This is a genomic window from Mycobacterium sp. 663a-19 (assembly GCF_035616495.1).
GTDB lineage: Bacteria > Actinomycetota > Actinomycetes > Mycobacteriales > Mycobacteriaceae > Mycobacterium.
Window position 1 is genome coordinate 54,913 of sequence record NZ_JAPJAV010000017.1, and the last position, 21,033, is coordinate 75,945.

The window sequence follows — 21,033 nt, forward strand, 5'->3', positions numbered from 1 at the left end:
TTCACGCCGTTGTCGGGGAAAGTTGTCGGGCCTGTCATTTTCGTCGGGAGAGCGCGGAATGCTACGCTGCCGGGCAGCCGACATCCTTTAACGATCCGTCCAGAGAGGCGGAGAAGGAGGTCAAGGAAAAACCATGTCTCGCATGGGTGCCGCGGGGGATGCCGCCACCGGCAGGGAATTGATGTCCGCGGCCGACGTGGGTCGCACCATTTCGCGCATCGCGCATCAGATCATCGAAAAGACCGCGCTGGACGCGCCCGACGCGCCGCGGGTGGTGCTGCTGGGCATCCCGACCCGCGGCGTGATCCTGGCCAAGCGGCTGGCCACCAACATCGGCGAATACAGCGGCGTGGAGGTCGGCCACGGCGCCCTGGACATCACGCTGTACCGCGACGACCTGATGCAAAAGCCGCCCCGGCCGCTGGAGGCCACGTCCATCCCGGCGGGCGGCATCGACGACGCGCTGGTGATCCTCGTCGACGACGTGCTGTACTCCGGGCGCTCGGTGCGCTCCGCGCTGGACGCGCTGTGCGACGTGGGCCGGCCGCGGGCGGTGCAGCTGGCGGTGCTCGTCGACCGCGGCCACCGCGAATTACCGTTGCGCGCCGACTATGTCGGCAAGAACGTGCCCACCTCGCGCAGCGAAAGCGTGCTCGTGCACCTGTCCGAGCAGGACGGCCGCGACGGCGTGGTGATCTCGCGATGACCCGCCACCTGCTGACCGCCGGCGACCTGAGCCGCGACGACGCCACCGCGATCCTCGACGACGCGGATCGGTTCGCGCAGGCCCTGGTGGGCCGCGAGATCAAGAAGCTGCCGACCCTGCGCGGTCGCACCGTGATCACGATGTTCTACGAGAACTCGACCCGCACCCGGGTGTCGTTCGAGGTGGCCGGGAAGTGGATGAGCGCCGACGTGATCAACGTGAGCGCGGCCGGATCGTCGGTGGGCAAGGGGGAGTCGCTGCGCGACACGGCGCTGACGCTGCGGGCGGCCGGCGCCGACGCGCTGATCATCCGGCACCCGGCCTCCGGTGCCGCGCACCTGCTGGCCGACTGGACCGCGCCGCCCGACGGCGCCGAGGAGCCGGCCGGCCCGTCGGTCATCAACGCCGGCGACGGCACCCACGAGCATCCGACGCAGGCGCTGCTGGACGCGCTGACCATCCGCCAGCGGCTCGGCGGCATCGAGGGCCGGCGCATCGTGATCGTCGGCGACATCCTGCACAGCCGCGTCGCGCGCTCCAACGTCGTGCTGCTGGACACCCTGGGCGCCGAGGTGGTGCTGGTGGCGCCGCCGACGCTGCTGCCGGTCGGGGTCGACGGCTGGCCGGCCACCGTCTCCTACGACTTCGACGCCGAGCTGCCCGCCGCCGACGCGGTGCTGATGCTGCGGGTGCAGGCCGAGCGGATGAACGGCGGCTTCTTCCCGTCGGTGCGCGAGTACTCGGTTCGCTACGGGCTTTCCGATCGGCGCCAGGCGATGCTGCCCGGCCATGCCGTGGTGCTGCACCCCGGGCCGATGGTGCGCGGCATGGAGATCGCGTCCTCGGTGGCCGACTCGTCGCAATCGGCTGTGCTGCAACAGGTTTCGAACGGGGTGCATGTTCGGATGGCCGTGTTGTTCCACGTGTTGGTGGGGACCGAGGAGATCGCGGCATGAGCGTACTGATCCGCGGCGTGCGTCGCTACGGCGAGGGCGACCGGGTAGACGTCCTGGTCGACGACGGGCAGATCGCCGAGATCGGCGCGGGGCTTGCGGTTCCGGAACTCGCCGACGTCATCGACGCCACGGGCCAGGTGTTGCTGCCCGGGCTGGTCGACCTGCACACCCACCTGCGCGAGCCCGGCCGCGAATACGCCGAGGACATCGAAACCGGCTCGGCGGCAGCGGCTCTGGGCGGCTACACGGCGGTGTTCGCGATGGCCAACACCAATCCGGTCGCCGACAGCCCGGTGGTCACCGACCACGTCTGGCACCGGGGACAGCAGGTCGGCCTGGTCGACGTGCATCCCGTCGGCGCGGTCACCGTCGGGCTCGCCGGGGCCGAGCTCACCGAGATGGGCATGATGGCCGCCGGCGCAGCGCAGGTGCGCATGTTCTCCGACGACGGCGTCTGCGTGCACGACCCGCTGATCATGCGGCGCGCCCTGGAATACGCCACGGGCCTGGGGGTGCTGGTCGCCCAGCACGCCGAGGAGCCGCGGCTCACGGTCGGCGCGGTCGCGCACGAGGGGCCCATGGCCGCCAGGCTGGGACTCGCGGGATGGCCGCGGGCCGCCGAGGAATCGATCGTCGCCCGCGACGCGCTGCTGGCCCGCGACGCCGGCGCCCGGGTGCACATCTGCCACGCCTCCACCGCGGGCACCGTCGAGATTCTGAAATGGGCCAAGGACCAAGGCGTTTCGATCACCGCCGAGGTCACCCCGCATCACCTGCTGCTCGATGACGGCAGGCTGGCCAGCTACGACGGGGTGAACCGGGTCAACCCGCCGCTGCGCGAGGCCGCCGACGCCGTCGCGTTGCGCCGCGCGCTGGCCGACGGGGTGATCGACTGCGTGGCCACCGACCATGCCCCGCACGCCGAGCACGAGAAATGCGTCGAGTTCTCCGCGGCGCGCCCCGGCATGCTGGGGCTGCAGACGGCCCTGTCGGTGGTGGCGCAAACCATGGTGGGGCCCGGGCTGTTGACGTGGCGCGACGTCGCGCGGGTGATGAGCGAGAACCCGGCGCGCATCGTCGGGTTGCCCGATCACGGCCGGCGGCTCGAGGTGGGTGAGCCGGCCAACCTGACCGTCGTCGACCCGGACGCCACCTGGACGGTCGCCGGGCCGGGCCTGGCCAGCCGGTCGGCCAATACGCCGTACGAGTCGATGACCTTGCCCGCCACCGTGACCGCGACGCTGCTGCGCGGGAAGATCACCGCCCGGGACGGGAAGAGTCCGGCATGAATTCCGGCACGCTGGTGGGGTCGCTGATCTTCGCGGCCGTGCTGGTGGTGGTGATCGCCGTGGTGATCCAGCTGATGATGCGGTCCTGGCGGCGGCGCGCGCAGCGACAGGAGCAGGTGATCGGCGAGCTGCCCGACATGCCCGACCGGGTGGGCACGGCAAGCGTCACGACGCGCGGCCTCTACTGCGGCTGCTCCGTGGCGCCGGCCTGGAACGAGCGGGTCACGGCCGGCGATCTCGGCTATCGCAGCAAGGCGGTGCTCGCCCGGTATCCCGAGGGGATATTGCTGGAACGGGTTCGGGCCAAACCGATTTGGATTCCCCGGGACTCGGTCGTCGCCATCCGCATGGAGCGCGGCATCGCGGGCAAGGTCGTGGCGCGGATAGGGATACTGGTGATCCGGTGGCGGCTGCCGTCCGGCGTCGAGATCGACACCGGGTTTCGGGCGAACCATCGCGACGAATACGCCGACTGGCTCGAGGAGGCGACGTGACCAAGGCTCTGCTGGTCCTCGAGGACGGCCGCGTGTTCACCGGGACCCCGTTCGGCAAGGTCGGCCAGACGCTCGGGGAGGCCGTGTTCTCCACCGGCATGTCCGGTTATCAGGAAACGCTCACCGACCCCAGCTATCACCGCCAGATCGTGGTGGCCACCGCGCCCCAGATCGGCAACACCGGCTGGAACGGTGAGGACGCCGAGAGCCGCGGCGACAAGATCTGGGTCGCCGGTTACGCGGTGCGCGACCCGTCGCCGCTGGCCTCCAACTGGCGCGCCACCGGGACGCTGGAGGACGAGCTGATCCGCCAGAACATCGTCGGGATCGCCGGCATCGACACCCGGGCGGTGGTGCGGCATCTGCGCAGCCGCGGGTCGATGAAGGCCGGGGTGTTCTCCGGTGATGCCCTCGCCGAGCCCAGCGAGTTGCTGGAGCGGGTGCGCGGCCAGCAGTCGATGCTGGGCGCCGACCTGGCCGGCGAGGTCAGCACCGGCGACACCTACATCGTCGAACCCGAAGGGCCGCAGCGGTTTACGGTGGCCGCCCTGGACCTTGGCATCAAGACCAACACCCCGCGCAACTTCGCCCGCCGCGGGATCCGCAGCCACGTGCTGCCCGCGTCGGCGACCTTCGAGCAGATCGTCGACATCAGGCCGGACGGCGTGTTCCTGTCCAACGGGCCCGGCGACCCGGCCACCGCCGACCACGTCGTCGCGCTCACCCGTGAGGTGATCGGCGCCGGGATCCCGCTGTTCGGAATCTGTTTCGGCAACCAGATCCTCGGCCGCGCGCTGGGCCTGTCCACCTACAAGATGGTGTTCGGTCACCGCGGGATCAACATACCCGTCATCGACCACGCCACCGGGCGGGTCGCGGTGACCGCGCAGAACCACGGCTTCGCGCTGGACGGCGAGGCGGGCCAGACCTTCGACACGCCGTTCGGCACGGCGATCGTCAGCCACACCTGCGCCAACGACGGCGTGGTCGAGGGCGTCAAACTCGTTGACGGGAAGGCGTTCTCGGTGCAATACCACCCGGAGGCCGCGGCCGGCCCGCACGACGCGGAATACCTCTTCGATACTTTTGTCGACCTGATGGCAGGCCCCCAATGACCGCGAGCGTCCCCATTTACACAGCGACACGCCGTAATAGCTGTACATTTGGGCGCGCTCGCGCCGGGAAAGGGGGGCGCTAGTGCCGCGCCGCGACGACTTGCACCACGTGCTGGTGATCGGCTCGGGGCCGATCGTCATCGGGCAGGCCTGCGAGTTCGACTACTCCGGCACCCAGGCCTGCCGGGTGTTGCGCGCCGAGGGGCTGCAGGTCAGCCTGGTCAACTCCAACCCGGCGACCATCATGACCGACCCGGAGTTCGCCGACCACACCTACGTCGAGCCCATCACGCCCGCGTTCGTCGAGCGGGTGATCGCCCAGCAGGCCGAGCGGGGCAACAAGATCGACGCGCTGCTGGCCACCCTCGGCGGGCAGACCGCGCTCAACACGGCGGTCGCGCTGTACGAGAACGGCGCGCTGGAGCGCTACGGCGTCGAGCTCATCGGCGCCGACTTCGACGCGATCCAGCGCGGCGAGGACCGGCAGCGGTTCAAGGACATCGTTGCCAAGGTCGGCGGTGAATCCGCCCGCAGCCGAGTGTGTTTCACCATGGACGAGGTGCGCGAGACCGTCAAGGAGGTCGGCCTGCCGGTCGTGGTGCGGCCCAGCTTCACCATGGGCGGCCTGGGTTCGGGCATGGCGCATTCCGCCGACGAGGTCGACCGGATGGCCGGCGCCGGCCTGGCCGCGAGCCCGAGCGCCAACGTGCTGATCGAGGAATCGATCTACGGCTGGAAGGAATTCGAGCTCGAGCTGATGCGCGACGGCCACGACAACGTGGTGGTGGTGTGCTCCATCGAGAACGTCGACCCGATGGGCGTGCACACCGGCGACTCGGTCACCGTCGCGCCGGCGATGACGCTGACCGACCGGGAATACCAGCGGATGCGCGATCTGGGCATCGCGATCCTGCGCGAGGTCGGGGTGGACACCGGCGGCTGCAACATCCAGTTCGCGGTGAACCCCAAAGACGGCCGGCTGATCGTCGTCGAGATGAACCCGCGGGTGTCGCGGTCCAGCGCGCTGGCGTCCAAGGCCACCGGATTCCCGATCGCCAAGATCGCCGCCAAGCTGGCCATCGGCTACACCCTCGACGAGATCGTCAACGACATCACCAAGGAGACGCCGGCCTGCTTCGAGCCGACGCTGGACTACGTCGTGGTCAAGGCGCCGCGGTTCGCGTTCGAGAAGTTCCCCGGCGCCGATCCCACCCTGACCACCACGATGAAATCCGTCGGGGAGGCAATGTCGCTGGGCCGCAACTTCATCGAGGCGCTCGGCAAGGTGATGCGGTCGCTGGAGACCAGCCGCGCCGGCTTCTGGACGAAACCCGACCCGGACGGAACCGTCGACGACGTGCTGACCCGCCTGCAAACCCCGACCGAGGGCCGGCTCTACGACATCGAACTGGCGCTGCGGCTGGGCGCGTCGGTGGAAAAGGTCGCCGAGGCCAGCGGCGTGGACCCGTGGTTCGTGGCGCAGATCGGCGAGCTGGGCAAGCTGCGCGCCGAGCTGGTCGCCGCCCCGGTGCTCGACACCGACCTGTTGCGGCGGGCCAAGCACAGCGGGCTGTCCGACCGCCAGATCGCGGCTTTGAGACCGGAATTGGCCGGCGAGAACGGGGTGCGCTCGCTGCGCGAGCGCCTGGGCATCCACCCGGTGTACAAGACGGTGGACACCTGCGCGGCGGAGTTCGAGGCCAAGACGCCCTACCACTACAGCAGCTACGAACTCGACCCGGCCGCCGAGACGGAGGTTGCCCCGCAGACCGACAAGCCGAAGGTGCTGATCCTGGGCTCCGGGCCGAACCGGATCGGGCAGGGCATCGAATTCGACTACAGCTGCGTGCACGCGGCAACCACGTTGAGCCAGGCGGGTTTTGAAACCGTGATGGTCAACTGCAACCCGGAGACCGTGTCCACCGACTACGACACCGCCGACCGGCTGTACTTCGAGCCGCTGACCTTCGAGGACGTCCTCGAGGTGTTCCGGGCCGAGACCCAGTCCGCGGCCGGCGGCCCCGGTGTGGCGGGGGTGATCGTGCAACTCGGCGGCCAGACCCCGCTCGGGTTGGCGCAGCGCCTTGCCGACGCCGGGGTCCCCATCGTGGGCACCCCGCCGGAGGCGATCGACCTGGCCGAGGATCGCGGCGCGTTCGGGGACGTGCTGGCCACCGCCGGGCTGCCCGCGCCGAAGTACGGCATGGCAACGACTTTCGCGCAGGCCCGCCGCATCGCCGAGGAGATCGGTTACCCGGTGCTGGTGCGGCCCTCCTACGTGCTGGGCGGTCGCGGTATGGAGATCGTCTACGACGACGAGACGCTGCAGGGCTACATCACCCGCGCCACCGAGCTTTCGCCGGAGCACCCGGTGCTCGTCGACCGCTTCCTGGAGGACGCGGTGGAGATCGACGTCGACGCGCTGTGCGACGGCACGGAGGTCTACATCGGCGGCATCATGGAGCACATCGAGGAGGCCGGCATCCACTCCGGGGACTCGGCGTGCGCGCTGCCGCCGGTTACCCTGGGCCGCAGCGACATCGAGAAGGTCCGGCGCGCAACGGAAGCCATCGCGCACGGCATCGGCGTGGTGGGTCTGCTCAACGTGCAATACGCCCTCAAGGACGACGTGCTCTACGTCCTGGAGGCCAACCCGCGCGCCAGCCGCACCGTGCCATTCGTGTCCAAGGCCACCGCGATCCCGCTCGCCAAGGCGTGCGCCCGGATCATGTTGGGCGCCACCATTTCCCAGCTTCGCGGGGAGCGCATGCTGGCAACCGATGGGGACGGCGCCCACGCCGCCCTGGACGCGCCGATCGCGGTCAAGGAGGCGGTGCTGCCGTTTCACCGGTTCCGCCGCGCCGACGGGGCGGCCATCGATTCGCTGCTCGGCCCGGAGATGAAGTCGACCGGCGAGGTGATGGGGATCGACCGCGACTTTGGCAGCGCCTTCGCCAAGAGCCAGACCGCCGCCTACGGGTCGCTGCCGGCCGAGGGCACCGTGTTCGTGTCGGTCGCCAACCGCGACAAGCGCTCGCTGGTGTTTCCCGTCAAGCGACTGGCCGACCTGGGCTTCCGCGTGCTTGCCACCGAGGGCACCGCGGAGATGTTGCGCCGCAACGGGATTCCCTGCGACGAGGTTCGCAAGCACTTCGAGCCGCCGGACCCGAAACGCCCCGCCGCGTCCGCGGTCGACGCCATCAAGGCCGGCGAGGTCGACATGGTGATCAACACCCCCTACGGCAACTCCGGCCCACGCATCGACGGATACGAAATCCGCTCGGCCGCGGTGGCCGTCAACATCCCGTGCGTCACGACGGTGCAGGGCGCCTCGGCCGCCGTGCAGGGCATCGAGGCGGGGATCCGCGGCGACATCGGGGTGCGATCGCTGCAGGAGCTGCACAGCGTCATCGGCCCTGCCGGTAAAGCCCCGTGACCGGGTTCGGTGCCCGGCTGGCCGCGGCGAAGGCGAGCCGCGGGCCGCTGTGCCTGGGCATCGACCCGCACCCCGAGCTGCTGCGGGCCTGGGACCTGCCCACCACCGCCGACGGGCTGGCCGCGTTCTGCGACACCTGCGTCGAGGCGTACGCCGGGTTCGCCGTCGTCAAGCCGCAGGTGGCGTTCTTCGAGGCCTACGGCGCCGTCGGATTCGCGGTGCTGGAACGCACCATCGAGGCGCTGCGCTCGGCGGGCGTGCTGGTGCTGGCCGACGCCAAGCGCGGCGACATCGGGTCGACGATGGCCGCCTACGCCGCGGCGTGGGCGGGCGACTCGCCGCTGGCCGCCGACGCCGTGACCGCCTCGCCGTACCTGGGCTTCGGCTCGCTGCGGCCGCTGCTGGAGGCCGCCGCGGCCAACGACCGCGGCGTGTTCGTGCTGGCGGCGACCTCCAACCCGGAGGGCGGGACCGTGCAGCGGGCCACCTTCGACGGCCGGACCGTCGCGCAGCTGATCGTCGACCAGGCGGCGGTGGTCAACAGGTCCGCCACGCCGTCGGGGCCTGGCTACGTGGGCGTGGTCCTGGGCGCGACGGTCTTCGAGGCGCCCGACGTCAGCGAGCTGGGCGGGCCCGTGCTGGTGCCCGGCGTCGGGGTGCAGGGCGGGCGGCCCGAGGCGCTCGGCGGCCTCGGCGGGGCGGCGCCGGGCCAGCTGCTGCCCGCGGTGGCGCGCGAGGTGCTGCGGGCCGGGCCGAGCGTGCCGGACCTGCGGGCGGCCGGCGAACGGATGCTGGACGCCGTCGCGTACCTGGCCGCGCCGTAGGCCGGCTTTGAGTGTGCAACCTGGGCTTTCAAAGTGAGCCCACGGCGGAGAAAGCGCCAAATCGTCACCCTGAGCTCACTCTGAAAGCCGTCAGCTCACACTCGAAGCGGCACGGCGGCGAGCGCGGGGCCCACTCTCGAGGGCAGGGCCCGTGGGCTCAGTCCGACGCCACCGCGGTGCTGGGCTGGGCGGTTTCGACGATGACGGTGGTGGCCTTGACGACGGCCACCGCGACGCTGCCGGGCCGCAGCTTCAACTCCTCCGCGGCGGCGGTGCTCATCAGCGACACGACGGTGAAGGGCCCGCACTGCATCTCGACCTGGGTCATCACCTTGTCGCTGGTGACCTTGGTGACCAGGCCGACGAACCGGTTGCGGGCGGAGCTGCCGATGCTGAGCGGATCCGGCGGTGGCGCGGGCGAGTTGGCCTGGGCGAACTCGGCGAGGTCCTCGCTGGCGATCACCTTGCGGCCGGCCGCGTCCAGGCCCACCGCCAGCGTGCCGTGGTTGATCCATCGCCGGACCGTGTCGTCGCTGACTCCCAGTAGCTCAGCCGCCTGACGGATCCGCAGACTCGGCACGGCTCGATGGTAGCCGATGCACCGGTGCCGGAGCCGCCGAAACCAGCCACGAATTTGTTTGCTGGGGCCGTGCCCGCAAAGGACGGGGAAACGCGGTCGCAGCCCAAAAACCCGTCGGAGAGCCGCGGCGCCGACGCCGCCTCGCGTCCGGGATCGCGACCGCGCGCCCGGGCGGGTTCGGGCGCGCGCGGCGAGGCATGCGGCGGCGACGGCGACGGCCGGGCAGCGCGTGAAATCCCCGATGTCCACCCCGGGCGGGGCCCCTCGGCGGGCTGAAACGCCGCCGAAACCGCCGCCGCGGCGCTGCCGAACTGCCGCTGATGGCGGCGCGACACGCGCGACACGCCACGACAAAATTGCGTGATCCGCGGCACCGGGTCCGCCGGCAGTCCGCGGCGCCGACTGCGGGGCCGGTCGGTGCGCGGTGCGGCGCCGCGCCCGCGGGGCAAAACCGCAGGTAGGCGGCTTGTTCCGGGGTGACGTGGGGCGGGCGTCGGCCCCGGAAAAGCGCGCTGTCCAGCCGCTTTCGGGGACCCTCCACGGACCGCGGGCGGGGGCCACCCGGCGGGTCGACCTGGCCATTTATCGCCGTAACCAGGGGGGTCGGGTTAGATTTCGTCAGGAACCGTGAGTACGGTCGTCTCCGCTGGCTGAAGTACCCGGCAGAGACACAGAAGATCGATAGCGATCGAATATTGATCAGATACGGAGGAATCGTGGCCCTTCCCCAGTTGACCGACGAGCAGCGCGCGGCCGCGTTGGAGAAGGCTGCTGCCGCACGTCGTGCGCGAGCAGAGCTCAAGGACCGGCTGAAGCGCGGTGGCACCACCCTTACCCAGGTGCTCAAGGACGCCGAGACCAACGAGGTTCTGGGCAAGATGAAGGTTTCCGCTCTGCTGGAGGCTTTGCCGAAGGTGGGCAAGGTCAAGGCGCAGGAAATCATGACCGAGCTGGAAATCGCGCCGACCCGACGGCTGCGCGGTCTCGGCGACCGTCAGCGCAAGGCCCTGCTGGAAAAGTTCGGCTCCTAACCCAGCCGGACGATGCAGGCCGCATGGCCTGTGCGGGCACCGACCCGGGAGCGCCGATGAGCGCGAGCGGGGGACCGGACGTCAAGCGCGGGGCACGTCCCGAGCCGACCGGCAACGGACGTGTGGTCGTGCTGTCCGGTCCCTCCGCGGTCGGCAAGTCGACGGTGGTCCGATGCCTGCGGGAACGGATTCCGGACCTGCATTTCAGCGTCTCGGCCACGACGCGGGCGCCGCGACCCGGCGAAATCGACGGCGTCGACTACCACTTCGTCAGCCCCGCCCGCTTCCAGGAACTCATCGATCAGGGCGCCCTGCTGGAGTGGGCCGAGATCCACGGCGGGCTGCACAGGTCGGGCACCCTGGCCGAGCCGGTGCGGGCGGCCGCCGCGGCCGGGCATCCGGTGCTCATCGAGGTCGATCTGGCCGGGGCCAGGGCGGTCAAGAAGGCGATGCCCGAAGCCGTCACCGTGTTCCTGGCACCGCCCAGCTGGGAGGACCTGAAGGCCAGGCTCGTGGGCCGGGGCACCGAAACACCCGAGGTGATACAGCGCCGCCTGGACACCGCCCGCGTCGAGCTGGCGGCCCAAGACGACTTCGACGAGGTCGTGGTCAACAGTCGATTGGAGTCTGCATGCGCGGAATTGGTATCCTTGCTGGTGGCAACCGCGCCTGGTCCGGATTGACTCGCCTGGTCAGAGCGGACCCACACGAGCATCGAGTTTCCAGCCGTTTTCACCGCTCATCAACCAACGAGCCGCCAGGAGATTTTCTTAAGTGAGCAATTCGCAGTCCGACGCGTCGCTTGCCGCCGTCCCCGACCAGTTCGATCCGTCGTCGGGCGGACAGGGTGCCTACGACACCCCGCTGGGCATCACCAACCCGCCCATCGATGAACTGCTGGACCGCGTCTCGAGCAAGTACGCGCTGGTGATCTACGCCGCCAAGCGGGCCCGCCAGATCAACGACTACTACAACCAGCTCGGCGAGGGCATCCTCGAATACGTCGGGCCGCTGGTCGAGCCGGGCCTGCAGGAGAAGCCGCTGTCCATCGCCCTGCGCGAGATCCACGCCGACCTGCTCGAACACACCGAGGGCGAGTAACGGGCCGGGCGGGCGCGCTGTGGACAGCAAGCGGATCGTCGTCGGCGTCTCCGGCGGCATCGCCGCCTACAAGGCGTGCACCGTCGTTCGTCAGCTCGCCGAGGCCGGCCATGAGGTCCGCGTCATCCCCACCGAGTCCGCGTTGCGCTTCGTCGGGGCGGCCACGTTCGAGGCGCTTTCCGGCCGGCCGGTGCACACCGGCGTCTTCTCCGACGTTCCCGAGGTGCCGCACGTTCGGCTGGGTCAGCAGGCCGACCTGGTCGTTGTGGCGCCCGCCACCGCCGACCTGCTCGCCCGGGCCGTCCACGGGCGCGCCGACGACCTGCTGACCGCGACCCTGCTCACGGCCCGGTGTCCGGTGCTGTTCGCGCCGGCGATGCACACCGAGATGTGGTTACATCCGGCCACCGTCGACAACGTGGCCACTTTGCGCCGCCGCGGGGCTGTTGTGCTGGAACCCGCCTCCGGGCGGCTCACCGGCACGGACAGCGGCGCCGGACGCCTGCCCGAGGCCGAAGAGATCACCACCCTTGCCCACCTGCTGCTGGAGCGCCACGACGCGCTGCCCTACGACCTCGCCGGCTGCAAGCTGCTGGTGACCGCCGGCGGCACCCGCGAGCCGATCGACCCGGTCCGCTTCGTCGGCAACCGCAGCTCCGGCAAGCAGGGCTACGCCGTCGCCCGCGTCGCCGCCCAGCGCGGCGCCGAGGTCACGCTCATCGCCGGGCACACCGCCGGGCTCATCGACCCCGCCGGGGTCGACGTCGTCCACGTCAGCTCGGCGCAGCAGCTGGGCGACGCGGTATCCAAGCACGCCCCCGCCGCCGACGTGCTGGTGATGGCCGCCGCGGTGGCCGACTTCCGGCCCGCGCAGGTTGCCGCCGCCAAGATCAAAAAGGGGCCGGCCGACCCGCCCACGATCGAACTGGTGCGCAACGACGACGTGCTGGCCGGCGCGGTGCGGGCCCGCGCGCACGGGGAGCTGCCCAACATGCGGGCCATCGTGGGGTTCGCCGCCGAGACGGGCGACTCACAGGGCGACGTGCTGTTCCACGCGCGGGAGAAGCTGCAGCGCAAGGGCTGTGACCTGTTGGTGGTCAACGCCGTCGGGGAGGGCAGGGCCTTCGAGGTGGACAGCAACGACGGCTGGCTGCTGGCGTCCGACGGAACCGAGTCGGCGCTGCAGCACGGCTCCAAGACTTTGATGGCCAGCCGTATCGTTGATGCGATCGTCGCGTTCCTGCACCACACGGGGTAGCGATGCGGCCGTATGCGCCCGACCCGGCCGGGCCAGCCGGAAAACGTTTAAAATAATTTGTCTAACTAACTGATGTGGACCGGAAGGATGACAGAGTGAGCGAGAAGGGTCGGCTGTTTACCAGTGAGTCGGTGACCGAGGGACATCCCGACAAGATCTGTGACGCCATCAGCGACTCGGTCCTCGACGCGCTCCTGGCGGAGGACCCCCGCTCACGTGTCGCGGTCGAAACGCTGGTGACCACCGGGCAGGTGCACGTCGTGGGCGAGGTGACGACGACGGCGAAGGAGGCGTTCGCCGACATCACCAACACCGTGCGGGCGCGCATCCTGGACATCGGCTACGACTCGTCGGACAAGGGCTTCGACGGCCTGACGTGCGGGGTGAACATCGGCATCGGCGCGCAGTCGCCCGACATCGCGCAGGGCGTCGACACCGCCTACGAGGCGCGCGTCGAGGGCGAGCAGGACCCGCTGGACACCCAGGGCGCCGGCGACCAGGGCCTGATGTTCGGCTACGCGATCGCCGACACCCCGGAGCTGATGCCGCTTCCCATCGCGCTGGCCCACCGGCTGTCGCGCAAGCTGAGCGAGGTCCGCAAGAACGGGACGCTGCCCTACCTGCGGCCCGACGGCAAGACCCAGGTCACCATCGAGTACGAGGACGACGTCCCGGTCCGCCTGGACACCGTCGTCGTCTCCACCCAGCACGCGGCCGACATCGACCTGGAGAAGACGCTGGATCCCGACATCCGCCGGCACGTGCTCAAGACCGTGCTCGACGAGCTCGCCCACGAGACCCTGGACGCGTCGTCGACTCGGGTGCTGGTCAACCCGACCGGCAAGTTCGTCCTCGGCGGTCCGATGGGCGACGCGGGCCTGACCGGGCGCAAGATCATCGTCGACACCTACGGCGGCTGGGCCCGCCACGGCGGCGGCGCGTTCTCCGGCAAGGATCCGTCCAAGGTGGACCGCTCGGCGGCGTACGCGATGCGCTGGGTGGCCAAGAACATCGTCGCCGCGGGGCTGGCGGAGCGGGTCGAGGTGCAGGTGGCCTACGCGATCGGCAAGGCCGCGCCGGTCGGGCTGTTCATCGAGACGTTCGGCACCGCGATCGTCGACCCGGTCAAGATCGAGAAGATCGTGCCCGAGGTGTTCGACCTGCGGCCCGGAGCGATCATCCGCGACCTGGACCTGCTGCGCCCGATCTACGCGCAGACGGCCGCCTACGGGCACTTCGGCCGGACCGACATCGAGCTGCCGTGGGAGCAGCTCAACATGGTCGACGAGCTCAAGCGCGCGATTTAGGCTGCTCGCCCTAGGCGGTGAAGCGGTAGTCGTCGAGGTCGAAAAACCTGCTGCGCCAATAGGTCTGCAGCGTGGTGGCCGGGCGCAGTGGCACGTCGCCGTTCTTGTCGAAGTAGTAGCTGTTGGCCAGCCGGCAGCTGTCCTGCCAGAAGATCTGCCGGTGCCGCTTGCGCATCATCTCGGCGAAGTAGCGGTCGTTGGCCTCCTGCGTGACCTCGACACGCGTCGCGCCCCGGCGCCGGGCCTGGCTCAGGCACCGCACGATGTGATGGGTCTGCGTCTCGATCAGCGCGAAGTACGACGACCCGACGTATCCGTAGGGGCCGAACACCGTGAACATGTTGGGGAAACCGGGAACGCTGACACCCTCGTAGGCCTGCAGGCGATGCTCGTCCCAGAAGCGGCTCAACGACCGGCCGCCGCTTCCGGTCACCGCGAAGGTCGGGACGTTGTCGGTGTCCATCACCTTGAAGCCGGTCGCCAGGATCAGCACATCGATCTCGTGGTTCTCGCCGTCGGTGGTGGCCACCGCGGACGGCGTGACCTTGTCGATGGGTTCGGTCACCAGCCGCACATTGTCCCGATTGAACGTGGCCAGATAGGTGTTGTGGAAGCCCGGCCGCTTGCAGCCCACGGCGTAGCGCGGGGTGAGTTGCTCGCGCACCGTCGGGTCATGCACCTGCTGACGCAGGTAGCGCAGCCCGGCCCGCTCCATCCTCTTGGCCACCGGAAACACGGTGAAGTATTGCACCGCGATCGGGAAGGTCACCTCGACGAACGCCTGGGTGATCAGCCGCTGCACCAGCTTGCCGCCGGGGATGCGCATCGCCCAGCGCATCGGAGCGGGCAGCGGCACGTCGAGCTTCGGGAAGCACCAGATCGGGGTGCGCTGAAAGACAGTGAGCTGCTTGACAATCGGGGCGATCTCCGGGATTACCTGCACGGCCGACGCGCCGGTGCCGATGACGGCGACGCGCTTGCCCGCGAGGTCCTGGGTGTGGTCCCAGCGCGCGGTGTGCATCGTGATGCCGGCGAAGGAGTCCACGCCGTCGATGTAGGGCAGGTTCGGCACGGTCAGCACGCCGCTGGCGCTGATCAAAAACCGGGCGGTGAGCTCCCCGCCGGGGTCGGTCTGCACCCGCCACAGCGACCGCTCGTCGTCGAACTCGGCGGAAAGCACCTTGGTGTCGAACCGGATCCGCGACCGGAGGCCGTACTTGTCGACGCAGTGCTCGGCGTAGGCCTTCAGCTCGCGGCCGGGCGCGTAGGTTCGCGACCAGCGCGGGCTCTGCTCGAAGGAGAACTGGTACGAGAAGGACGGAATGTCCACGGCGATACCTGGATAGGTGTTCCAGTGCCAGGTGCCGCCGACGCCGTCGCCGGCCTCGACGATGAGGTAGTTGGACAGTCCGGCCTTGTCGAGCTTGATCGCCGCGCCGATCCCGGAGAATCCGGCGCCGACGATCAGGGTGTCGTAGTCGGGGTTCATCTGCGCGGCTTTCCGATCACGTGCACCCCGTTCTTCGGCCGTAGGGTCAGCGTTGCCTCGAGCTTCACAGGATAGTCCGGGATCAGGGGTGCAGCGCCTTCTTCAGTGCCGCCAGCCCGCGGCTGGTGGCCTCGGCGGCCGCGGGTATCGCGAGGGCAAAGCTGGCGTAGCCGTGCACCAGGGTCGGCTCGTTGCTCAGCTCGACGGGCACGCCCGCGGCGTTGAGCAGCTCGGCGTAGCGGGCGCCGTCGTCGCGCAGCGGATCGTGTTCCGCGGTCCCGATGTAGGCGGGCGGCAGTCCGGAGTGGTCGTCGGCGTTGGCGGGGGCCAGGGTGACCGGCAGCGCGGTGGGATCGGCGATGTCGATGCCGGGCAGGTACCAGCTCAGGAAGGCGTCGATGACGTCGCGGTCCAGTATCGGCGCGTCGGCGTTCTCGATGAACGACGGCAGCGACAGGTCGGCGGTGACCACCGGGTACCACAGCAGCTGGAACGCCAGCTCGGGCCCGGCGTTGTCGCGGGCCAGGTGCGCCACGACCGCGGCCAGGTTGCCGCCCGCCGAGTCGCCGGCGACCGCGATCCGGTCCGGGTCGCCGCCCAGCTCCGCGGCGTGCTCGGCGACCCATTGCAGCGCGGCCCAGGAGTCGTCGACGGCGGCCGGGAACGGGTGCTCCGGGGCGAGCCGGTAGTCGACGGACACCACGATGGCCCGGGCGCCGGCGGCGTGCGCGCGGGCGACCGGCTCGTGGGTGTCCAGGTCGCCCAGCGCGAAGCCGCCGCCGTGATAGAAGACGACGACGGGTGACGGCGTATCGGCGTCGGGCGGCCAGTAGATGCGGACGGGGATGTCGGCGAGCTCCCCGTGACGGATCGTGCGTTGCTCGACCCGCATGTCCGGCAGCAGTTCCGCGGGCACCTGGAGCTGCTTGAGCCGCGCGCGGGCGACCTCGACGCCGTCGGCCGCGGTGAACGTCAACGGGAAGGTGTCGAGCAACGCCTTGAACGTCGGATCGATGCCTGGTCGGGCGAGGGTCGGGTCGATCATGGCTACACCGTACCCGCGGGTCTACCGGTGCAGCGCACGCCGCAGCGCTGCGAGCCCGCGGTCCAGCCCGGCCGTGGCCGCGGGCACCACGCCCGCATAGCCGAGGTAGCCGTGCACCAGCGTCTCGGCGTTGTGCACCTCGACGGGCACGCCGGCCGCGGCCAGCAGCTCGCCGTAGGCGATGCCGTCGTCGCGCAGTGGGTCGTGGCCGGCGACGCCGACGTAGGCCGGTGCCAGTCCGGCCAGGTTCCTCGCCCGCCCCGGCGCCAGCCCCGGCGGAGGATCGGACAGGTCGAGTTCGCCCGCGTACCAACGGGAGAACGACGCGACGGCCCGCACGTCGAGGATCGGCGCCGCGGCGTTCTCGGCGAACGACGGCAGCGACGGGTCCCACATCGTGGACGGATACCACAGCAGCTGAAACACCAACGCCGGCCCGACCGTATCGCGATCGTCGCGGGCGCGTTGGGCCGTCACTGCCGCGATCGTTCCGCCCGCCGAGTCGCCGGCCACGGCGATCCGGGCGGTGTCGGCGCCGAGCTCGGCGCCGTGCCCGGCGACCCAAAGCGTTGCGGCCCAAGCGTCTTCGATCGCGGCGGGGTAGGGGTGCTCGGGCGCCAGCCGGTAGTCCACCGACACCACGATCGCGTCGGCGCCCACCGCGTGCCGGCGGCACGACCCGTCGTGGGTGTCCAGGTCGCCGATGACAAAACCGCCGCCGTGGAAATACACGACCACGGGATGCGGGCCGCCTTCGGGATCGGTTGGCGGCCAATAGATCCGGATGCCGATGGGGCCCGCCGGCCCGTCGATGGTCCGGTCCTCGACCCGCAGTTCGGGGTGCACGGGCCGGCGCGGCAGGCCGCGGAACCGCTGCCGCGCAGCGTCGACGCCGTCGTCGGCGGATAGCCGGAACGGAACCGCATCCAGTACCTTCGTCAGGATGGGGTCGATCGCAGGGGCTTTCCTGTCCAAGTTGGGCATGGAGGTACCGTACGCATCCCGCCTGGTGCTGGGGGCTTGGGTGGTGGCCGGCTGGGCGGGGCTGGCCTACGGCGTCTACCTGACGGTGATCGCGTTGCGCTCGCCGCCCGGGGCCGAGCTGACCGGTCACTGGGTCCTGCAGCCGCCGTTCAAGGCGTCGATGGCGTTGCTGCTGACCGCCGCCGCGGTCGCGCACGCGATAGTCCGCGAGCGCCGCTGGCTGATGCCGGCGCTGCTGTTGTCGGCCGCCGGCGACTGGCTGCTGGCAATCCCTTGGTGGGCGCAGTCATTCGTGCTCGGGCTGGGCGCGTTCCTGCTGGCGCACCTGTGCTTTCTGGGTGCACTGCTCCCGCTGGCGACCCGGCACGCCCCGTCGCGCCCGCGCGCCGGCGCCGCCGTCGTGACGGTGTTGGCGACGGCGTCGCTGCTGGCCTGGTTCTGGCCGCACCTGGGCCACGACAAGATCGCGGTGACGGCCTACATCGTCGTGCTGACCGCGATGGTGTGCACGGCGCTGCTGGCGGAGCTGCCGACGATCTGGACCGCCGTCGGGGCGCTGTGTTTCGCGGCGTCGGACGCGATGATCGCGATCGGCCGGTTCATCCTGGGCAACGAGGCGCTGGCGGTGCCGATCTGGTGGTCGTATGCCGCGGCCCAGATCCTGATCACGGCCGGTTTCTTCTTCGGCCGGCCCGAACTCGCCGAAGTCCCCGAGGACATTGAAAGCCAAGGGTAGCAACACATCTCGCGGGGTACCGTGACCGGTAACCCGCGCACACCCGTCATCGAGCCCATCGCCAGGGTGCTGCCGATGCTGTCGGTGCCGCACCTGGATCGCGAATTCGACTACCTGGTGTCGGCCGAGCAGTCTGACGACGCCCAGCCCGGGGTGCGGGTGCGGGTGCGGTTCCACGGCCGGCTGGTCGACGGGTTTGTGCTGGAGCGCCGCAACGACACCGACCACACCGGCAAGCTGGGTTGGCTTGACCGGGTCGTGTCGCCCGAGCCGGTGCTCACCGCCGAGATCCGCCGGCTGGTCGACGCGGTGGCGGCGCGGTACGCCGGCACGCGGCCGGACGTGCTGCGCCTGGCGGTGCCGGCCAGGCACGCCAGGGTGGAGCGCGAAGAAGCGGCGGCGGCGCTGGACCCGGCGCCGCCGGGCCCCGTCGACCCGTCGGGCTGGGAGCTCTACGGCCGCGGCGGGCAGTTCCTGGCCGCCCTGACCGAGTCGCGCGCCGCGCGCGCGGTCTGGCAGGCGCTGCCCGGCGAGTCGTGGGCGGACCGGTTCGCCGAGGCCGCCGCCCAAACCATCCGCGCCGGGCGCAGTGTGCTGGCGATCGTGCCCGATCAGCGCGACCTGGACGCGCTGTGGCGGTCCGCGACGGCCCGAATCGACGAGCGCGGGGTGGTCGCGCTGTCCGCGGGCCTGGGACCCGCCGCGCGCTACCGGCGCTGGCTCGCCGCGCTGCGCGGCCGCGCCCGGCTGGTGATCGGCACCCGCAGCGCGGTGTTCGCGCCGCTGTCCGACCTGGGCCTGGTCATGGTCTGGGCCGACGCCGACGACAGCCTCGCCGAGCCGCGGGCCCCGTACCCGCACGCGCGGGAGGTGGCGATGCTGCGCGCGCACCAGGCCCGATGCGCGGCGCTGATCGGCGGCTACGCCCGCACCGCCGAGGCGCAGGCGCTGGTGCGCGGCGGGTGGGCGCACGACATCGTGGCGGCGCGGCCGGTAGTGCGTGCCCGCACCCCGCGGGTGGTGGCCCTGGACGACACCGGCTACGCCGACGAACGCGACCCGGCGGCCCGCACCGCGCGGATCCCCTCCATCGCGCTGCGCGCCGCCCGCGCGTCGCTGCAGGCCGGGGCGCCGGTGCTGGTTCAGGTGCCGCGGCGCGGATACGTGCCCTCGCTGGCCTGCGGGCGCTGCCGCACCATCGCCCGGTGCCGGCACTGCACCGGTCCGCTGGCGCTGCAGGACGGCGCCGGCCAAGGGCCGGCAATGGCCGCCGTCTGCCGCTGGTGTGGCCGCGCCGAACCCGCGCTGCGCTGCGCGCGGTGCGGATCCGACACGGTGCGGGCCGTGGTGGTGGGCGCGCGGCGCACCGCCGAGGAGCTGGGCCGCGCGTTCGCCGGCACGCCGGTCATCACGTCGGCCGGCGACGCCGTCGTGGCGGAGATCGCGGCGCGCCCCGCCCTGGTCGTTGCCACCCCGGGCGCCGAACCCGTCGCGCCGGGCGGGTACGGGGCGGCGCTGCTGCTGGACACCTGGGCGCTGCTGGGTCGGCAGGATCTGCGCGCGGCCGAGGACGCCCTGTGGCGCTGGATGAGCGCGGCCGCGCTGGTGCGCGGCCGCGGCGATGGCGGCGTGGTCACGGTGGTCGCCGAATCGTCAATTCCCACAGTGCAATCGCTGATCCGCTGGGATCCGGTGGGGCATGCGGACGCCGAACTGACCGCGCGGACGGAGGTCGGCCTGCCGCCCAGCGTGCACATGGCGGCCATCGACGGAACGACGGGTGCCACGGCGGCGTTGCTGGACGAGGTCGAGCTACCCGACGGGGCCGAGCTGCTGGGCCCGGTGGACCTGCCGCCGGGGGTGCGCCGCCCGGCCGGCACCCCCGCGGGCGCGCCGGTGACCCGGATGCTGGTGCGGGTGCCCCGGGAGCAGGGCCTGGCGCTGGCGGCGAGCCTGCGGCGCGCCGTCGGGGTGCTCAGCGCGCGGCAAACCCACGAGCCGGTGCGGGTGCAGATGGATCCGCTGCACATCGGCTGATCGCGGGCGGTCTGGGGCTCACCCCGCAATGCATCCCATGGGCGACCGATGGCGACAGTGTGCGTAGGCAACAATCCGTGCTTACGATATTGCGCGCTGTTACATTCTTTTCTTTGTCCCGCAACGGCCCGGAGCGAGGTCCGGGAGAAGGGGGCACGATGGCACCGGACGCGACGGCCGCCGACGAGTCGCTGGACGTGATCACCGATGCGTTGCTGACGGCTTCCCGGCTGCTGGTGGCCATCTCGGCCCGCTCCATCGGGCAGGTCGACGAGAACATCACCATTCCGCAGTTCCGGACGCTGGTCATCCTGTCCAATCGGGGTCCGGTCAACCTGGCCACGCTGGCCGGCCTGCTGGGGGTGCAGCCGTCGGCCACCGGCCGGATGGTGGATCGGCTCGTCGCCGCCGGGCTGATCGATCGCCTGCCGCACCCCACGTCGCGGCGCGAGCTGCTCGCCGCGCTGACCAAGCGCGGCCGCGACGTCGTCAGCCGTGTCACCGCCTGCCGGCGCGCCGAAATCGCGACCATCGTGGAGAAGATGCCGCCGCCGGAGCGGCACGGACTGGTGCGGGCGCTGACGGCGTTCACCGCCGCCGGCGGCGAGCCCGACGTCCATCTGGACGTCGACATCTGAGCCGGTC

The 21,033-nt window shown here is 71.0% G+C and carries 19 protein-coding genes and 1 pseudogene; 15 read left to right on the forward strand and 5 right to left on the reverse strand.

Annotated features, from left to right (window positions below):
• Positions 1–142: 142 nt before the first annotated feature.
• The 7 genes from pyrR to pyrF all read left to right on the forward strand — a co-directional run bounded on the left by pyrR (position 143) and on the right by pyrF (position 8,820).
• Entirely contained in the window at positions 143–706 is a 564-nt protein-coding gene (pyrR, locus tag OQ968_RS23290; protein ID WP_324681914.1) for a bifunctional pyr operon transcriptional regulator/uracil phosphoribosyltransferase PyrR, read from the forward strand.
• The gene (locus tag OQ968_RS23295; RefSeq protein WP_324681858.1) at positions 703–1,662 is read left to right on the forward strand and encodes an aspartate carbamoyltransferase catalytic subunit; all 960 of its coding nucleotides are present in this window, start codon (positions 703–705) and stop codon (positions 1,660–1,662) included. Before pyrR ends, OQ968_RS23295 begins: the two co-directional genes overlap by 4 nt.
• Complete coding sequence (locus OQ968_RS23300) at positions 1,659–2,951, forward strand: dihydroorotase (RefSeq protein WP_324681860.1); 1,293 nt, start codon at positions 1,659–1,661, stop codon at positions 2,949–2,951. The genes OQ968_RS23295 and OQ968_RS23300 overlap by 4 nt, the downstream gene beginning before the upstream one ends.
• Entirely contained in the window at positions 2,948–3,445 is a 498-nt protein-coding gene (locus OQ968_RS23305; protein WP_324681862.1) for a transporter, read from the forward strand. Before OQ968_RS23300 ends, OQ968_RS23305 begins: the two co-directional genes overlap by 4 nt.
• Positions 3,442–4,560: a glutamine-hydrolyzing carbamoyl-phosphate synthase small subunit gene (carA, locus tag OQ968_RS23310; RefSeq protein ID WP_324681864.1), complete on the forward strand. Its 1,119-nt coding sequence runs from the start codon at positions 3,442–3,444 to the stop codon at positions 4,558–4,560. The genes OQ968_RS23305 and carA overlap by 4 nt, the downstream gene beginning before the upstream one ends.
• Before the next feature lie 82 nt (positions 4,561–4,642).
• Complete coding sequence (carB, locus tag OQ968_RS23315) at positions 4,643–7,996, forward strand: carbamoyl-phosphate synthase large subunit (RefSeq protein ID WP_324681866.1); 3,354 nt, start codon at positions 4,643–4,645, stop codon at positions 7,994–7,996.
• On the forward strand, positions 7,993–8,820 hold the full coding sequence (pyrF, locus tag OQ968_RS23320; protein WP_324681868.1) for an orotidine-5'-phosphate decarboxylase: 828 nt from the start codon (positions 7,993–7,995) through the stop codon (positions 8,818–8,820). The genes carB and pyrF overlap by 4 nt, the downstream gene beginning before the upstream one ends.
• A gap of 157 nt (positions 8,821–8,977) precedes the next feature.
• On the opposite strand, the gene OQ968_RS23325 is transcribed toward pyrF, so the two are convergent.
• The gene (locus OQ968_RS23325) at positions 8,978–9,400 is read right to left on the reverse strand and encodes a TOBE domain-containing protein (RefSeq protein ID WP_324681870.1); all 423 of its coding nucleotides are present in this window, start codon (positions 9,398–9,400) and stop codon (positions 8,978–8,980) included.
• 716 nt (positions 9,401–10,116) lie between these two features.
• Here OQ968_RS23325 and mihF point away from each other — a divergent pair.
• The 5 genes from mihF (at position 10,117) to metK (ending at position 14,097) form a co-directional block, all read left to right on the forward strand.
• Complete coding sequence (gene mihF, locus OQ968_RS23330; RefSeq protein ID WP_324681872.1) at positions 10,117–10,431, forward strand: integration host factor, actinobacterial type; 315 nt, start codon at positions 10,117–10,119, stop codon at positions 10,429–10,431.
• A 56-nt stretch (positions 10,432–10,487) separates the two neighbouring features.
• Positions 10,488–11,114 carry a guanylate kinase gene (gene gmk / locus OQ968_RS23335; protein ID WP_324681874.1) on the forward strand — a complete coding sequence of 209 codons (627 nt, stop codon included), beginning with the start codon at positions 10,488–10,490 and terminating at the stop codon, positions 11,112–11,114.
• Positions 11,115–11,205: 91 nt separating this feature from the next.
• Positions 11,206–11,532 carry a DNA-directed RNA polymerase subunit omega gene (gene rpoZ, locus OQ968_RS23340; protein WP_324681876.1) on the forward strand — a complete coding sequence of 109 codons (327 nt, stop codon included), beginning with the start codon at positions 11,206–11,208 and terminating at the stop codon, positions 11,530–11,532.
• 19 nt (positions 11,533–11,551) lie between these two features.
• The gene (coaBC, locus tag OQ968_RS23345) at positions 11,552–12,790 is read left to right on the forward strand and encodes a bifunctional phosphopantothenoylcysteine decarboxylase/phosphopantothenate--cysteine ligase CoaBC (RefSeq protein ID WP_324681878.1); all 1,239 of its coding nucleotides are present in this window, start codon (positions 11,552–11,554) and stop codon (positions 12,788–12,790) included.
• 95 nt (positions 12,791–12,885) lie between these two features.
• A complete protein-coding gene (metK, locus tag OQ968_RS23350) occupies positions 12,886–14,097 on the forward strand; it encodes a methionine adenosyltransferase (protein WP_324681880.1) in 1,212 nt (403 codons plus the stop codon).
• Between the two features lie 10 nt (positions 14,098–14,107).
• Here metK and OQ968_RS23355 read toward each other — a convergent pair whose 3' ends face one another.
• The 4 genes and pseudogenes from OQ968_RS23355 to OQ968_RS23365 all read right to left on the reverse strand — a co-directional run bounded on the left by OQ968_RS23355 (position 14,108) and on the right by OQ968_RS23365 (position 17,615).
• Entirely contained in the window at positions 14,108–15,586 is a 1,479-nt protein-coding gene (locus OQ968_RS23355; protein ID WP_324681881.1) for an NAD(P)/FAD-dependent oxidoreductase, read from the reverse strand.
• A pseudogene (locus tag OQ968_RS24945) lies at positions 15,583–15,672 on the reverse strand (hypothetical protein); the annotation flags it as partial. The pseudogene OQ968_RS24945 and the gene OQ968_RS23355, both read right to left, overlap by 4 nt.
• The gene (locus OQ968_RS23360; RefSeq protein ID WP_324681882.1) at positions 15,669–16,631 is read right to left on the reverse strand and encodes an alpha/beta hydrolase; all 963 of its coding nucleotides are present in this window, start codon (positions 16,629–16,631) and stop codon (positions 15,669–15,671) included. The pseudogene OQ968_RS24945 and the gene OQ968_RS23360, both read right to left, overlap by 4 nt.
• Positions 16,632–16,652: 21 nt before the next feature.
• A complete protein-coding gene (locus OQ968_RS23365; protein ID WP_324681884.1) occupies positions 16,653–17,615 on the reverse strand; it encodes an alpha/beta hydrolase in 963 nt (320 codons plus the stop codon).
• Here OQ968_RS23365 and OQ968_RS23370 point away from each other — a divergent pair.
• The 3 genes from OQ968_RS23370 to OQ968_RS23380 all read left to right on the forward strand — a co-directional run bounded on the left by OQ968_RS23370 (position 17,614) and on the right by OQ968_RS23380 (position 21,026).
• Positions 17,614–18,351, forward strand: coding sequence for a lysoplasmalogenase (locus tag OQ968_RS23370; RefSeq protein ID WP_324681916.1), 738 nt, complete (start codon positions 17,614–17,616; stop codon positions 18,349–18,351). The genes OQ968_RS23365 and OQ968_RS23370 overlap by 2 nt on opposite strands.
• Positions 18,352–18,426: 75 nt before the next feature.
• A complete protein-coding gene (locus OQ968_RS23375) occupies positions 18,427–20,388 on the forward strand; it encodes a primosomal protein N' (RefSeq protein ID WP_420715994.1) in 1,962 nt (653 codons plus the stop codon).
• A gap of 158 nt (positions 20,389–20,546) precedes the next feature.
• Positions 20,547–21,026: a MarR family transcriptional regulator gene (locus tag OQ968_RS23380; RefSeq protein WP_324681886.1), complete on the forward strand. Its 480-nt coding sequence runs from the start codon at positions 20,547–20,549 to the stop codon at positions 21,024–21,026.
• Positions 21,027–21,033 lie beyond the last annotated feature (7 nt).